Consider the following 13968-nt stretch of genomic DNA (forward strand, 5'->3'; position numbering starts at 1 on the left):
GGCACTCCTCAGATGTCAATCTCATCGCTCGAAACGAAACTGCCGGCGCTCGTTCTACAGAAGCCTGGCTACGTCGAGTCGGTGTTCGCGCTGGTGTTCGTCTGGGGGTTCGGCGACGCGGTCTCGACGCTGATCGCGCTCGCGTTCACCGGCGACATCGGGATGGAAGCCAACCCCTTCGTCCGGCAGTTGCTCGCCCACCACCCCCTGCTCATGCTCGCGATGAAGGCCGTCGTCGCCCTCGTCGTCGGCGTGACGCTGCTGACCTACCGCGACGCCATCGAGCGGGTGCCGATGTGGCGGTCCTGGATTCTCACGGTCACGACTCTCGGCACGCTCGTCGTCGTCACGAACGTCTACGTCGGACTGTCGGCGGTCTGAACGGCGACGGTTTCTCGCTCGAACTCCGCCCCCGTCCAGCGCCACGACCCGACGAACGGCTCTGCCCCGCCCAGAGCGACGATCACGTAGGAGTAGCCCGCCCAGGTCGCCTGCTTCTCGTCCGTCCGGCTCGGTACCGGCGGCCCGGCCGGGTGTGAGTGGACGAAGCCAACCACATCCTGCCCCGCGTCCTCGATGGACTGCATGTGCGTGAGCTGTTCCGCCGGGTCGAGTTCGTAAGCCGTCCGTGGCTCGCTCGCGACATTCGACGCGCGCCGGTAGCGGTCGGCCTGGCTCGCGGGCGCGCCGGGTTCACTCGCCTGTTTCGAGGACTCGTTCCGGTCTTCCTCACGCGCTCCGCCGAGCACCCCACAGCACTCCTCCGGCGTGTGGTCCCGGGCGTGGGCGATCACCTCGTCGTACACAGGACGGGTCAGCGCGAGCATCTCAGGCCAGCGCGCCCGGGAACGGCCGGACGGCCGACCGCGGCGGCACGTCGAACAGGTCCGGGTGGATGCACGCCGCCAGATGCTCCAGCGTCTCGACCAGCCGCGGCCCGGGCCGGTTCACGTAGTGGTTGCCGTCCATCGCGAAGACCCGTCCCGCTCGGACGGCGGTCAGACTGGCCCACCCGTCGCGGCCGGTCAGGTCCTCGCGGTTCCGCTCGGTTTGGTCCAGTTCGAACCCGCAGGGGGCGGCAACGAGCGCCTCTGGGTCGTACTCGCAGACCTCGGCGAACTCCCGGGGCTCGGACCGCACGCCCGACTCGGCCATACCGTACTCGCCGCCCGCGATTTCGACCATTTCGGGAATCCAGTGGCCCGCGACCATCACGGGGTCGAGCCAGTCCAGCACCGCCACGCGCGGGCGCTTCTCCGCAGCCGCCGCCGTCCGCTCGACCGCCGTGACCCGCTCGCGCAGGTCCGCGACGAGTTCCGCGGCGCGCTCACCCGTCCCCGTGGCGTCACCGATGCGCCGGATGTCCGAGAACACGTCGTCTAAACTGTGTGGATCGGTCGTGAGGACGGCGGCGTCGATGTCGAGTCGTTCGACTGCATCCCGAACCAGCACCTCGTCGACAGCACACACGTCACAGATACCCTGTGAAATCACCAGATCCGGGTCGAGCCGTTCGAGCGCGTCGAGGTCGATCTCGTAGACGCCGTCGCCGCTCTGTTCGGCGTCGACGACCTGTTCGTTGATCTCCTGGCTGCTCGCCTCTGGGTCGACCCGCGAGCGGTTCACCGCGGGCCGGTCGGCGGCCGCCGGTGGATAGTCACACTCGTGTGAGACGCCGACGGGTTCGAGCCCGAGGGCGTACACGATCTCCGTCGCCGAGGGAAGCAGGGAGACGATTCGCATGGGTGTGCTACGGCCCCCGGCCTGAAAAAGTCAGAGATCGCGGGGTTTGTCGACCGGTTCGTCGGCCTCGTCGGCGTGGCCGATGACCCACGCGAGCGGGACGAGTTTCGTCCGCTCGCCCACGTTGAGGCGAATTTTGTCCGGTTCGTTCTCGCGATGCTGGTGTTCGATGGGGGGTGCCTCCGTGACGACCCCTTCGGTCGTATACCCGTACACTGCGCTCTCCGGCCCGCCTTCGTAGTAGAGCAAGTGGTCACCTTCGACGTACCGCGATGCCCGGGCCGTCGCTTTCCGCGTGGTCTGTCCGGACGCGACGTCCCGTTCGGACGGCTCCACCAGCAACGTCTCGTCCCCGGCCTCCGGCACCTCGCCACCACGACGCGCGACCTGCTCTTCGACGACGCTGAACCCGGTGACCGTCGCCACGTCGCGCCCGTCCGCCCACTCGGTCAGTGCCGCCGACAGCGTGTCGGTCGTCACCTCAGAGCGTGACTCGACCGGCAGTGTCGACTGCCCAACCAATCGGTCCCCTCCCGAGGTTTCGTACTCGACGACGAGCCGAAACGTGACCTGTTCACCGCGTGAAACAACTTCGATATTAAACTTGCTCCCGGCTATTGAAACCTTTCCCATGCGCGTTCACTCTGCCTCTCCCCCTGATTTTGTGTTCTGGCTATTAGGGTTCCGGGTTGTATCGTATCCGTGAATCTAAATGTCCGGCAGGGCAACTGCTGACGATGACGGCGACCGAAACCGGGACCTATCGCGTCTACGGGAGTGACCGCGGGGACGGGGAGCTGAGCTTCGTTGAGCAGGGGACCGAACAGCCGACCTACGTCCGCGCAGACGGGTACGACGAGCCCTTGGCCGACGCAGTCGCTGCCCTCCGACCGGGCAACCTCGTCGAGGCGACGCTCGACTGGAGCCAGGAGCCGGCCGCCATCTCCGACCTGACCGTTCTGAACCGCACGCTCCTGTTCGCCGCCGACGACACGCCAGACATCTTCGAGCGCGCCAAGGAGACCTTCCAGCAGGCTCGCACCGAGGAGATGCCGATCTACCCGACCGCGACCCACGACACCGATGGCGAACCAAACGGCGTCCTCTATGCAGTTGCCGGGCAGGCCGGCGAGCGGGACCTGTTCGCCGAGTTCTGTGACGGCCGCAAAACTATCGAGCCGATGCTCGGGAAGATCGAGGCTGGCGGCGTCGACCCTCCATACGAGGTCTTCTGTATTCGCCCCGCGACCGAGCCGTTCTTCGTGGTGTACATCGCCCTCGACGCCGGCGGCTTGCTCGCCGAGACGCTCCACGACGAGTACGACCCCGAACACCCCTGACCCCGGCAAAAGAGCCAAACCGCGCTCGCCGCTACATACGGTATGTCCGCCCCCGAGGATATCTACCAGCGCATCGAGAATCGCCTCGTGAGCCACGGTATCTACGTGACCGACCTCGACCGGGGTGACCCCCTCGAGATAACGTACGAAACCGTTCACGGCGGGAGCGACGCGGACACCCCTGCTGTCCCCGACCGGGACATCGGCCGGCTCTGTAACGTCCTCCGGGAGTTCCGCGCGGAAGGCTGGGACCCGGTCGATATCCGGACGGTCGTCACCGACCTCGAGGGCGAGCGACTGGGTTCCTGGCAGGCCGAAGCCGCGTGGTTCCGCCAACTCGGGCGTGAGGAAATAACTGAGACCGAGTTTTCACAGCGCGTGCTGGAGACCGTCGAGACAGCCTGAGCGGCCTGCCTCTGTCTCCACACCGCCACATCCCACCGGCAGGATTAACTGCTGGGCGTCCGCCTCCCTCTGATATGAACGTCCCCGTCGTCTGGGAGAGCCGCGTGCGGTTCGAGGAGACCGACAGGCAGGGCGTCGTCTTCTACGCCAACTACGTCACATTCCAGGACGAGACGTTCTCTGCCTTCCTCCGCGAAATCGGCTACAGCTACGAGGATGTCGAAGCGGCCGGCTGGGACATGCATGTCGTCAACGTCGACATCGACTACCGCGGGCAGGCAAGTTTCGCCGACGAACTGACGCACGGCTACCGAATCGAGCGAATCGGCGAGTCCAGCATGACCGGCGAGTACGTCGCCCGGCGGGCCGACGACGAACTGCTCGTCGAGGGTACCGTCACCCACGTCGCCGTCGACAGTGAAACCGGCGAGCCGACCCGCATTCCCGACGGCTTCCGCGACGCTGTCGCCGCATTTCAGCAGAGGGCACCGGAACAGCCCGGCGACTGACCCCGCGACGCGACACCCCTAACACACCGGTTTCGGGTCGATACCCAGCCCTTCCAGGGTCGCGACGTAGTCCTCGTAAGCCGCCACGACGGCATCCTCGGCCGCCGTCGCGGCCCGCCCCCACTCGTCGTCAGTCTCGCAGACCTCCTCGAGCAGCGCCAGCCCCGCGTCCCGTCGGTCGTTGGCCGCGCTTCGGACCTCCCTGATCAGGCCGGCCCGCTGCTCGTCGGCCTCGTTGACGAAGAAGTTGACCGCCTGTAATAGGAGTCGGTCCAGCGTCAGCGACGCCCCCACGAGGCCGGCCGCCACCCGCTCGACCTCCCCTTCCCGCCCACCGACGCCAGTTTCGAGGCCGCTCCCGTCGGGCACCGCGTCCAGGTCGGCGGCGAGACGGTCGGCGTGGTCGGTCGCGGTCTCGGCGGCGGACTCGACGGCGTCGGCCACCCGATCGTCGTCGGCCTCCGCGGTCCACCGTCGGAATGCGTCGGCGTGGAACAGTTCCGTCGCGGCCAGCACGCCCAGCACCGTCTCGGTGTCGAGGTCGGCACCGGTCGCGGCCAGCAGGGCTTTGTCCGAGCCGAGCCGTTCGATGGCGGTCCGCTCGTTCTCGCGCACCCGGTCGAGGAACTCCTGTCCGTCCATGCCTCCGAATTGGCGAGCCGGCGGCTTAGCTTTCCGGGGCCGGCTCTCGACGACTCGTCGGGCCGTTTATTCACCGTCGGGATCTACCCACGGGCATGAGTGACTACCCCGAACCCGACGCCCCCGTCGACTCGCGGTCACCGGACTGGCTGGCCGACCGGCTGGCCGCGGGCGACCCGGTGCGCCTGCTCGACGTGCGCAACCGCGACGAGTTCGAGGACTGGCGGATTACCGGCCAGCCGGTCGAGCCCACCCTGGTCCCGTACATGCAGTGGCTCCAGGCAGACGCACAGGACACCGTCGCCGACCGCGCCGCCGAAATCGACGGCCAGGGCCCCATCACCGTCGTCTGTGGCAAAGGCGAGGCCAGCGCCTACGTCGCCGGTCTGCTCACCGAGGCCGGCATCGACGCACACAACCTCGAAGACGGAATGGACGGCTGGGCCCGCGTCGACCGCACGCTCGAACTGCCCGGTGAGGGGCCCACTGTCGTCCAGTTCCAGCGGCCCGCGAGCGGTTGTCTCTCTTATCTCGTCGTCGCCGGCGACGAAGCCGCCGTGATCGACCCCCTCAGAGCGTTCACCGACCGCTACGTCGACGCGGCCACCGACCGGGACGCCGAGATCACGACCGTCGTGGACACGCACGTCCACGCCGACCACGTCAGCGGCCTCCGGGAACTGGCCGCCGAGACCGGCGCGACCCCCGTACTGCCCCGGCTGAGCGTCCAGCGGGGCGTTGAGTCCGACGTGGCGACGGTCGTCGACGGCGAGGAGCTTCAGGTGGGCGACGCCACCCTCCGGGCCGTCCACCTGCCCGGCCACACCACGGGGATGACCGCGTTCGCCGCCGGCGACGTGCTCCTCTCGGGCGACAGCCTCTTTCTCGAATCGGTCGCTCGCCCGGACCTCCAGCGCGGCGAAGGCGGCGCGGAGGCGCTGGCGGCCCAGTTGTACGAGTCCCTGACCGAGCGGTTGGCCGACTTCGACGACGACACGCTGGTCGCGCCGGGCCACTACGGCGAGGGCACTGACCCCGCCGCGGACGGCGCTTTCGTTGCCACCCTTGGAGACCTGCGCGAGCGGTTGCCCGTCTTCGGGATGGAGCGGACGGAGTTCACTGCCCGGATCATGCGGGACATACCGCCCCAGCCCGACAACTTCGAGCGCATCGTCGCCGCGAACCTCGGACTCGAACGGCTGGACGACGACGCGGCCTTCGAGGTCGAACTCGGCCCGAACAACTGCGCCGCGACCCCCTCGCTCGGGGAGTGAGCGACGGGAAGATATTTACGACGAGCGACAGATCTTCCAACAACTGGTAATCGACTAGGTGTCGGTCACGGCCCTCCGGAGACGGATTCGTCGTCGGTGTTCTGCCCGCTCTCACCGTGTTTACACGCCCCCGATTCTGACCGTCGTTCCCGTCTCGAACCGTCACAGTTTCCAGCTAGTACCGAGAATCCACGTCACGCTAACTCTGGAAACCCGAATTCCCCCACTGCTAATTCTGGTAGATTTATGACGGTGGAGCGAATCGTTCGGGGCATGCGACTGGAAGACAAGACGGTGTTCATCACCGGTGCCGGGTCCGGTATCGGACTGGCAACCTCCCTGCGCTGTGCGGAGGAGGGAGCGTACGTCATCGCGACGGATATCGACGATGAGAGCGCCGAGGAGACCGCCGAAAAGGTCGACGCACTCGACACGGGCGGGGCGGAAGCCCACCGCGTCGACGTGACTCAGGCCGACGAGTTCCAGGCGGCCGTCGAGGCCGTCCACGAGGAGCACGGCCTGGACGTGATAATCAACAACGCCGGGACGGGCCACCCGCCTGCGGTCGTAGAAGAGATCAACGAGTCGATGCGTGACTTCGTCATCGACGTGAATCTCAAGGGGGTCTGGAACGGCTGTCACGCCGCGCTCCCGCTCATGAAAGAACAGGGCCACGGCGCCATCGTCAACGTCGGCTCGCTGGCCTCCGTCTTCGGCCTGCCGCGCAACGCCGCCTACTCGATGACCAAAGGCGCGGTGCTGAACTTCACCCGCGCCATCGCCTCCGAAGCGGGTCAGGACGGCGTCCGTGCCAACACGGTCTGTCCCGGGTTCACCGACACGCCGCTGGTCGAGCAGATGCTCGCCACCTCGGACGACCCCGAGGCCGCCCGCAAAAAAATGGAGGAGGGCTACCCGCTGGGTCGACTCGGCGAACCCGAGGAAATCGCCGACGCTATCGTCTTCCTGGCGTCCGAGGAAGCCTCCTGGATCACCGGCGAGGGCCTGCTCGTCGACGGCGGCTACCGGGCCTCCGGCGGCGGATGACTCACTGGTCGGGGTCGAACTCCTCGCCGAACACGAGGAACACGCCGGTCCCGACCAGGCCGATGGCCGTCGCCACGCCGAAGGCCAGTTCGGGCGAGGCGGCGTCGTAGAGGTAGCCCCCGACCAGTGCGCTGGGGATGGTAATCGTATTCCGCAGGAGGTAGTACGCGCCCGTGACCCGGCCGCCGGCGTCCCGTTCTGCCGGACCGACAATCAGTGCTTTGTGGGCGGGTAGGCCGGCGAATCTGAGCCCCGAAAACGCGAACAGGAGCCCTACGACCCACGGGTCCGCGGGGGCGTTGATGAGCAGGACCGGGAAGACGGCGTAGACGGCAAAGCCGAGCGCGACGACGGGTTTCAGCCCCACGCGGTCCGCGAGCCTGGACATCGGCACCATCGACAGCAGGGCGACGACCATCTCGACTGCCAGCAGGACACCGAACAACGCGTCGGGCGAGAGGAAGCCGACGACGGGGAGGGTCACGTCGACCGCCAGAAACTCCGTGACGACGATGACGAAGAACACGTACACCATACCGTTAGCGAAGCGCACCAGGGTGTCGCCCGCCAGCAGGGGCGGAAGCGCTGGCGGCATCGACCGCAAATCGTCGGCGACCGCCGAGACACCCTCGAAGGACTTTCCCAGGCTGTCGTCGCTGGAGTCGTAGAGGACGTGCTGGGCCACCGTCGCGACCAGGCCGAACGCGGCGGCCACGAGGAGGACCGCCCGGAACCCGAGGCCGAATCCGAAGACGGTGATTAGCGCCGCGGCGAGCAGCGGGCCGACGAGGAACGCCAGTCGGCGGACGGTCTCCGTGCTGGCGAACCCGGTCGCCAGTCGGTCGGGCGGGACGGCCTGCTTGACCACCGCGAACGTCGCGCCCAGCCCGAACGACTTCCAGGCCTGCACAAAAAAGAGTCCGAGGAATATCCCGACCGGGAGGACGACTGCCTCGACGGTCACGAGCGGGAGAACGGAGAGGTCGACAGTCAGAGTCCCGAACAGCGGCGCGGCAAGCCACACCAGGAAGCCGACCGTCGAGGCCAGTCCAAACGCCGTCAGGGCCAGCCGCGACCCGACCCGGTCGGAGACAGCCCCACCGGGGTAGGGATAGAGCGCACTGATGAGGTTGCCGACAGTGCCGTACAGTCCGATTGCCAGTCCGCCGGCTCCCAGGAGACTCATGTAGCGGGGCACGTACCGCCCGGCCATCTGGAAGCCGAGACTGAACGCGAACATCGCCGCCGAGAGAACCAACACGTCCCGCTCGAGCGCGAAGAAGGCTCGGAGTGTCCCAACCACGCTCTCGCCCTTGTCTTCGACACGCGCCTCTCCAGTGGCGTCGGCCATACGCCATTGTGGGAACTCATCGAATTAAATCTCGGTTCCAACCGTTACAGTGTGAAACGTTCACAAACTGAGTCTGCAGCCGAGGGCTCGAGCTACCGGGCCATCAGCCACGTCGTCGCAGGACGAGGACGGCGAGCAGGGCAGCCACGAGGGCGGCGATAGAAGTAAATCCGGGGCCGATACCGCTGGACGTCGTCGACTCGTCTTCGGTCGTCTCGGCTTCAGTCGCGGTCTCTTCCGGCGTTCCCTCGTCGGGACTGAACCCTTCGACGGTCGCGCTGTCTTCGAGGCCTTCCGACTCCACACGAATGGTGTTGGCGCCGGCACTCTCGATGCCGAACGTGAGTTCGCCCCTGTCGTCGGTCTCCCCGACGGCTTCGCCGTCGACGGTGACTGTCGCGCCCTCAATGACCGTCTCGTACTCGTTCTCCACGTCGACGGTGACGTTCTCACCGACGACGACCTGTGAGTTCGATACGCTCAGTCTGATCGCCTCTTCGCGCTGGATAGTGGCGTTCAGGCTCGTCTGTTGTTCGTCGACGTCCAGTGTCTCCGTCGCCGTTTCGTACCCGTCTTTCGTGATTTCGACCTCGAACTCGGTGTTGACGGGGACGCTGGTCGTCGCTTCGCCGTCGGCGAGTGTCGGTGACGTGACGCCGAACTTTGGGATAGAGATGACCGCGTCTTTGACCGGCCGCGCGGGGTCGAACTGGTCGTCTCGCACGTCGAACGTCACCAGCACGGACCCAGTTTCGATGCGGGTCGAGACCGACGTGTTCTCGGTCACCTCGAGAGTGCTCCCGTTGGTGTAGTACCGCTCTTTGAACGCACGGAGCGCGTACTCTCCCTGTTCGATGGCGTCGGACTGGTAGATTCCGTTCGCGTTCGTCCGGGCGTTGACGACGGTTTCGCCGTCGTGGAACAACTGGACAGCGGCATTGTTGACCGGCGCGCCGCTTCGGTCGAGGACCCTGACGGTCGCGGTGCCTTTCTCCGCGACGGTGACCGTCGCCGACTCGTCGCCGACGTCGTCGACTTCGTACGGCGTGTTCCGCACGAAATCGTCGCTTTGGACGGCGATGTCCACGTCCGTGCCACGTGGCACGTCGATCAGCGCCTGGCCGTTCGAGGCGGTCGTCGCCGTCCGGTTGCCGCCGTCCCAGCTCGCGGTCAGCTCCGCACCACCGACCGCCAGGCCTGCTTCGTTCTCGACCGTGACAGTAAGCGTGACGGGGTCACTCTGCGTCCCTTCCGCGGCCGCTCCCGCCGGAACGGTGGAGACCACGACGACGACCGCCAGAAGCAACGTCGCTATCCGGTCCATGCCCGGTGAGTCGGAACACTCTCATATACCTTTGTCGGCTGTCATCGCCCGACGTCGCACCGAACCGACTACTGCGCGGACGGGACCGACGCTCTCGAACTGTCCTCTCTCGGGTTATCTGAGTGGCCCACCGCTGGCGCCTGGCGTCCCGTCGTCGAGGTCCGAGATGAGGTGTTCGACTTCCGAGGGGTCGATTGTCGGAACCGGGCCGTGGATCGTGCGGGTCAGCGCCGCCGCGGCGACCCCGTGAGCGATGGCGTCGGCGATGTCGTCGCCGGCCAGCCGGCGGCCCAGGAACGCCCCGACGAAGGCACCCTGCTGTCCGGTCGTGTCGATGGCGTCGGTCTCGACGCCGTCGCGTTCGTGGATCGTCGCGTCGTGCCAGACCAGCGCCCCGCGTTCGCCCCGGGTCATCACGACCGTCTCGAAGTCACCCTCGTTGGCGAGCTGGTGGGCGACCTCGGGCGGCCTGCCGGTCTGTTTCAGCACGCGCTTTGCTTCCTCGGTGTTGGTGACGAACACGTCGACCGCCGGGAACAGTTCCGTGACCGTCTCCCGGGCCGCCTCGCCCGACCAAAGGGCGGGTCTGTGGTTCAGCCCGAGGACCGACGTGCCGCCGGCGGCCCGCAACACCGCCTGTGTCGTCTCGACCACGTCTCCGGAGAGCGCCAGCGACTCGCCGCTGGCGAACACCGCATCGGCGTCCTGGACGGTGCCCATCGGCAATCCGCCCGGCTCAATCGATTCGAGCGCCGTCCTGTCGCGGTCGTCGACGACGGTACTCTCCCGCGGCGTGGCCCCGGGTTCGTAGAAGGTCAGTCCCTGTCGGCTCTCGCCGGCATCGGCCCACGTCACGTCGGTCGTGAGCCCGTGCCCACGCAGTGTCGAGACCGCCCGCCGACCAAGCGGCGTGTCCGACAGCTTCGACAGCCATGTCACGTCGGTCCCCAGTCTGCTCGCCGCGACCGCGGCGTTGCTCGCAGCCCCCGTCGTCCACGCGTCGAACTGTTCGGCCGTCTCCAGTCGCGCCGTCGGCGGCGGCGACAGCCTGAGTACCGCCTCCCCGAACGTCACCAACTGTGTCATATCCACACCATCGGAGTCGGGAGGTTTAGTTCGTGTGGTGAGTTGGCACGTCGACACCACCGCCCGACGGCACCGCGGTGACCGCCGACACCCGCCCCGGAACGCTCAGCCGCCGTGTCCCGGGTAGTCACGCTCGAACCGACGTTCGACCTCCTCGTGGTCGAACTCGATGACGACCGGCCGCCCGTGCGGGCAGGCCCACGGGTTCTCGCAGTCGTCCAGCGCAGAGAGCAACGAGACGACCGAGCCTTCCGACAGCGACGTGTTGCCGGTAATCGAGGGGTAACAGGCCAGGTCCGCGAGCAGGTCGTCGGCGGCCGCGTCGACGGTCTCGATGGCCGCCGACTCGCCCGTGACGAATGCCGACAACACCTCCCGAATCAGTTCCGGGCCGGCCGCCTGCGCGACCAGTTCCGGCACGGTCCGGACCTCGACGGTCCGTGCTCGGGGTTCGTCACCGCTCGCGGAGTCCGAGACCCCCCGAGCCTCGCTCTCGTCCGTCCGTTCGGCCCGAAAGCCCAGTCGTCGCAACGCTGGCTCGTACTCCTCGAACAGTTCGGCCTCTCTGGCCGTGAGTGACAACTCGACGGGGTCGGCCAGCGCCTGACTCGTCGCCCCCGCTGCGAAGCGCTCGCGCAACCGCTCGTAGTTGACCCGCTCGTCGGCCGCGTGCTGGTCGATGAGGACGAGGCCGTCGTCGGTCTCGGCCACGAAGTAGGTGTCCCGATACTGACCGAGAACGCGCATCGACGGGAGCCGGTCGAACGACTCGCGCTCACTGCTCGCCGGCTCTCCGTCGCCCAGCCGCGCCTGGTCGGTCCCCGGTCGGAACCGTCGGTCGTCGTGGAGGTCCGTCGAGCCGTCTCCACTGGTCGTTCCCGACTCGGCCCTGCCGGGTGCCGACTCGGCACCCGTCTCGTCCGTCGCCCGGTCGTTTCCATCGCTTCGGGTCCGCTCGCCCGCTGAACTCCCGGATTCACCGGTGTCGCGCCCCGTCTCGGCCGTCGCCCGGTCGTTTCCATCGCTCCGGGTCCGCTCGCCCGCTGAACTCCCGGATTCACCGGTGTCGCGCCCCGTCTCGGCCGATCCGGTGTCGGCCCCGGTCGTTCGCTCCGGGTCGGCGTCCCGCACGTCGTCCGGCCCAATAGGCGACTGTGCCGTCGTCTCCGGCGCTGCAGGGCTCTCTTCTGCTTCGGTCTCCCCTCCGTCCCGACCCGTCACCGCGTCCGGGTCGGCTTCGCCGGTCGCGCCGTCGCGGTCGGGGGAAATCTCGGTCTGTTCCGGCGCGCTCCGGCCGCGGGGGGCCGACGAGCGGATCAGTCCGTCGCGGAGCAGGGCATCCTCGACGGCAGTCCGGACCTGGTCGGCGACACCCTCGGCGTCAGCGAAACGAACCTCCATCTTGCGGGGGTGGACGTTCACGTCGACGGTATCTGCCGGCAGGGAGAGGTCGAGGACGGCGAAGGGGTAGCGGTCGGGGGCGAGTTGGTTGCCGTAGGCTTCGACCACCGCGTCCCGAACCGTCGACGACCGGACGTACCGGCCGTTGACGTAGGTCGTGACGTACTCGCGGCTGGCCCGGTTGGTTTCGGGATGGCTCACCAGGCCCGAAACGCCGTCGAGGGGGCTGTCCGGAACGTCGTCGGCACCGTCCGGTTCGACCGCGACCATCCCCTCGGCCACGTCGCGGCCGTACACCGACAGTACGGCGCCCTGAAGGGTGCCCTGTCCGGTCGTGGCGAAGGTTTCCCGGCCGTCGTGTGAAAGCGAGACGGCCACGCCAGGGTTCGCGAGCGCGTAACTCGTGACGATTGTGTTGACGTGGGCGAACTCCGTCCCGTCCTGTTTGAGGTACTTTCGGCGGGCCGGGACGTTGTAGAACAGGTCCTCGACCGCGATGGTCGTCCCCGCCGGACAGCCGGTCGGCTCGACGGCCGTCACCTCGCCGCCCTCGACGCGGAGCCTGGTTCCCGTGTCTCCCTCCCGCGGCCGCGTCTGGATGGTCACCCGCGACACCGCTCCCACGGCGTGTAACGCCTCGCCTCGAAAGCCGAGCGTCGTGACGCCGGCCTCTAAATCCTCGACGTCTCGAATCTTGGATGTCGTGTGCTCCTCGACGGCTTTCCGGACCTCGGACCGTGACATACCGACCCCGTCGTCTTCGACGTGGATGCCGTTCTTGCCGCCCGACTTCACCGCAACGGACACGCGCCCGGCGTCTGCGTCGAGACTGTTTTCGACGAGTTCCTTCACTACCGAGGCCGGGCGCTCGACGACCTCCCCGGCCGCGATGCGCTCGACGGTCTGTCCGTCGAGTTCCCTGATCGTCCCGTCCTCGCTCATTAGTAACTGCTGACGGTTTCACGCACTTGAGTATGCCGGCAGCGAGGCCGAGTACGCGAAGCACACGAGGCCACGAACGGAGCGGCGACCGGCGAGGCGACCGCTACACGTCGCCCAGCGTCGCACCGACGACGACCGCGACCGCGCCGCCGCCGACCAGCACGCCGAGACCGGGCACGTACGAACCCGTCAGGTCGTGGAGCGTCCCGACCAGCACGGGGCCGAGGAAGCCCCCAATCTCCCCGACGGCGAACACGAGCCCGATGGCGACGCCGGTCAACTCCGGCCCGATCCCCTTCAGGTTCGGCGGGATCGCCCGGATCAGCGGCGAGAGCCCGCCGACGCCGAGGCCGGCGATCACGATACCCAGCGCCGCGACGGCCGTAGCACCGCCAGCGATGACGCCCGCGACGCCGACGGCCGCGAGCCCGCCACAGCCGATTACCGCCGCCCGTCGGGCGTTCACCCGGTCGGCCAGGGTCGGGATCGCCAGCACGCCGACCACCTTCGCGCCCACGAGCAGGGTCGTCGTCTGACCGGCCCGGTCGGCCGACAGACCGCGCGCCTCCAGCACCGTCGGGAGCCAGCCCTGCAACCCGTGGACCAGCGCGAGATAGACGACCCCGAGGACGACCATCAGCCGGAGGTCGCGATGGCCCAGCACCCGTCGGAGGTCCGTCCGGACCGAGGTCGACGCGTTCGCGCCTCCGGTGGCTCCGTTCCCGGCGCCGATCGGCACGACCTGGACGACCGCCAGCCAGACGACCGCGTAGCCGATGGCGGCGACGCCGCTCCAGAGAAAGAGCGGCCGCCACCCACCGAAGAGGGGACCGATGACGGGCCGGCCCAGCCCGAACGCGCCTGCCGTCCCGACGGCCGCCCCGACCATGTACAGCGAGGACGG

General features: G+C 67.9%; 15 protein-coding genes. 6 read left to right on the plus strand and 9 right to left on the minus strand.

Features of this window, described 5'->3' with window-relative positions; genetic code table 11:
- Nucleotides 1-12 precede the first annotated feature (12 nt).
- Nucleotides 13-381 carry a DUF5658 family protein gene (locus Q0964_RS07150; protein ID WP_299265323.1) on the plus strand — a complete coding sequence of 123 codons (369 nt, stop codon included), beginning with the start codon at nt 13-15 and terminating at the stop codon, nt 379-381.
- Here Q0964_RS07150 and Q0964_RS07155 read toward each other — a convergent pair.
- Genes Q0964_RS07155 through Q0964_RS07165 form a run of 3 tightly spaced genes read right to left on the minus strand, consistent with a single transcriptional unit; the run spans nt 357 to nt 2376 of the window.
- Complete coding sequence (locus Q0964_RS07155; RefSeq protein ID WP_299265324.1) at nt 357-827, minus strand: desampylase; 471 nt, start codon at nt 825-827, stop codon at nt 357-359. The two genes, Q0964_RS07150 and Q0964_RS07155, sit on opposite strands and share 25 nt — an antisense overlap.
- Before the next feature lies 1 nt (nt 828).
- Nucleotides 829-1743, minus strand: coding sequence for a cobalamin-binding protein (locus Q0964_RS07160; RefSeq protein WP_299265329.1), 915 nt, complete (start codon nt 1741-1743; stop codon nt 829-831).
- A 30-nt stretch (nt 1744-1773) separates the two neighbouring features.
- Nucleotides 1774-2376, minus strand: coding sequence for a hypothetical protein (locus tag Q0964_RS07165; RefSeq protein ID WP_299265331.1), 603 nt, complete (start codon nt 2374-2376; stop codon nt 1774-1776).
- 104 nt (nt 2377-2480) lie between these two features.
- Between Q0964_RS07165 and Q0964_RS07170 the strand changes: the two genes are divergently transcribed.
- The 3 genes from Q0964_RS07170 to Q0964_RS07180 all read left to right on the plus strand — a co-directional run bounded on the left by Q0964_RS07170 (nt 2481) and on the right by Q0964_RS07180 (nt 3997).
- Nucleotides 2481-3083: a DUF6663 family protein gene (locus tag Q0964_RS07170; RefSeq protein WP_299265334.1), complete on the plus strand. Its 603-nt coding sequence runs from the start codon at nt 2481-2483 to the stop codon at nt 3081-3083.
- Nucleotides 3084-3125: 42 nt separating this feature from the next.
- Entirely contained in the window at nt 3126-3488 is a 363-nt protein-coding gene (locus tag Q0964_RS07175; protein ID WP_299265336.1) for a DUF8159 domain-containing protein, read from the plus strand.
- Nucleotides 3489-3562: 74 nt separating this feature from the next.
- Entirely contained in the window at nt 3563-3997 is a 435-nt protein-coding gene (locus Q0964_RS07180; RefSeq protein ID WP_299265338.1) for an acyl-CoA thioesterase, read from the plus strand.
- 18 nt (nt 3998-4015) lie between these two features.
- On the opposite strand, the gene Q0964_RS07185 is transcribed toward Q0964_RS07180, so the two are convergent.
- Complete coding sequence (locus Q0964_RS07185) at nt 4016-4639, minus strand: hypothetical protein (RefSeq protein WP_299265341.1); 624 nt, start codon at nt 4637-4639, stop codon at nt 4016-4018.
- Nucleotides 4640-4734: 95 nt separating this feature from the next.
- On the opposite strand from Q0964_RS07185, the gene Q0964_RS07190 reads away from it, so the two are divergent.
- Together Q0964_RS07190 and Q0964_RS07195 are read left to right on the plus strand one after the other, a co-directional pair.
- A complete protein-coding gene (locus Q0964_RS07190; protein ID WP_299265343.1) occupies nt 4735-5913 on the plus strand; it encodes an MBL fold metallo-hydrolase in 1179 nt (392 codons plus the stop codon).
- Nucleotides 5914-6186: 273 nt separating this feature from the next.
- Complete coding sequence (locus Q0964_RS07195; protein WP_299265346.1) at nt 6187-6960, plus strand: SDR family NAD(P)-dependent oxidoreductase; 774 nt, start codon at nt 6187-6189, stop codon at nt 6958-6960.
- Nucleotide 6961: 1 nt separating this feature from the next.
- Here Q0964_RS07195 and Q0964_RS07200 read toward each other — a convergent pair whose 3' ends face one another.
- From Q0964_RS07200 to Q0964_RS07220, 5 genes are all read right to left on the minus strand, one after another.
- A complete protein-coding gene (locus Q0964_RS07200; RefSeq protein ID WP_299265349.1) occupies nt 6962-8311 on the minus strand; it encodes an MFS transporter in 1350 nt (449 codons plus the stop codon).
- Nucleotides 8312-8414: 103 nt separating this feature from the next.
- The gene (locus Q0964_RS07205; RefSeq protein WP_299265351.1) at nt 8415-9635 is read right to left on the minus strand and encodes a carboxypeptidase-like regulatory domain-containing protein; all 1221 of its coding nucleotides are present in this window, start codon (nt 9633-9635) and stop codon (nt 8415-8417) included.
- Between the two features lie 114 nt (nt 9636-9749).
- Entirely contained in the window at nt 9750-10721 is a 972-nt protein-coding gene (locus Q0964_RS07210) for a sugar kinase (protein WP_299265354.1), read from the minus strand.
- Between the two features lie 105 nt (nt 10722-10826).
- Nucleotides 10827-13064 carry a DNA mismatch repair endonuclease MutL gene (gene mutL, locus Q0964_RS07215; protein ID WP_299265357.1) on the minus strand — a complete coding sequence of 746 codons (2238 nt, stop codon included), beginning with the start codon at nt 13062-13064 and terminating at the stop codon, nt 10827-10829.
- 103 nt (nt 13065-13167) lie between these two features.
- The coding region (locus tag Q0964_RS07220) for an MFS transporter (protein WP_299265360.1) at nt 13168-13968 on the minus strand (801 nt) is incomplete at its 5' end.

This window comes from Halorientalis sp., from assembly GCF_028275115.1.
GTDB lineage: Archaea > Halobacteriota > Halobacteria > Halobacteriales > Haloarculaceae > Halorientalis.

Bases quoted from the DNA above. Each gene is read 5' to 3' on its own strand.
- Q0964_RS07150 (WP_299265323.1), top strand. From the start codon at position 13: ATGTCAATCTCATCGCTCGAAACGAAACTGCCGGCGCTCGTTCTACAG.
- Q0964_RS07155 (WP_299265324.1), bottom strand. From the start codon at position 827: ATGCTCGCGCTGACCCGTCCTGTGTACGACGAGGTGATCGCCCACGCC.
- Q0964_RS07160 (WP_299265329.1), bottom strand. From the start codon at position 1,743: ATGCGAATCGTCTCCCTGCTTCCCTCGGCGACGGAGATCGTGTACGCC.
- Q0964_RS07165 (WP_299265331.1), bottom strand. From the start codon at position 2,376: ATGGGAAAGGTTTCAATAGCCGGGAGCAAGTTTAATATCGAAGTTGTT.
- Q0964_RS07170 (WP_299265334.1), top strand. From the start codon at position 2,481: ATGACGGCGACCGAAACCGGGACCTATCGCGTCTACGGGAGTGACCGC.
- Q0964_RS07175 (WP_299265336.1), top strand. From the start codon at position 3,126: ATGTCCGCCCCCGAGGATATCTACCAGCGCATCGAGAATCGCCTCGTG.
- Q0964_RS07180 (WP_299265338.1), top strand. From the start codon at position 3,563: ATGAACGTCCCCGTCGTCTGGGAGAGCCGCGTGCGGTTCGAGGAGACC.
- Q0964_RS07185 (WP_299265341.1), bottom strand. From the start codon at position 4,639: ATGGACGGACAGGAGTTCCTCGACCGGGTGCGCGAGAACGAGCGGACC.
- Q0964_RS07190 (WP_299265343.1), top strand. From the start codon at position 4,735: ATGAGTGACTACCCCGAACCCGACGCCCCCGTCGACTCGCGGTCACCG.
- Q0964_RS07195 (WP_299265346.1), top strand. From the start codon at position 6,187: ATGCGACTGGAAGACAAGACGGTGTTCATCACCGGTGCCGGGTCCGGT.
- Q0964_RS07200 (WP_299265349.1), bottom strand. From the start codon at position 8,311: ATGGCCGACGCCACTGGAGAGGCGCGTGTCGAAGACAAGGGCGAGAGC.
- Q0964_RS07205 (WP_299265351.1), bottom strand. From the start codon at position 9,635: ATGGACCGGATAGCGACGTTGCTTCTGGCGGTCGTCGTCGTGGTCTCC.
- Q0964_RS07210 (WP_299265354.1), bottom strand. From the start codon at position 10,721: ATGACACAGTTGGTGACGTTCGGGGAGGCGGTACTCAGGCTGTCGCCG.
- mutL (WP_299265357.1), bottom strand. From the start codon at position 13,064: ATGAGCGAGGACGGGACGATCAGGGAACTCGACGGACAGACCGTCGAG.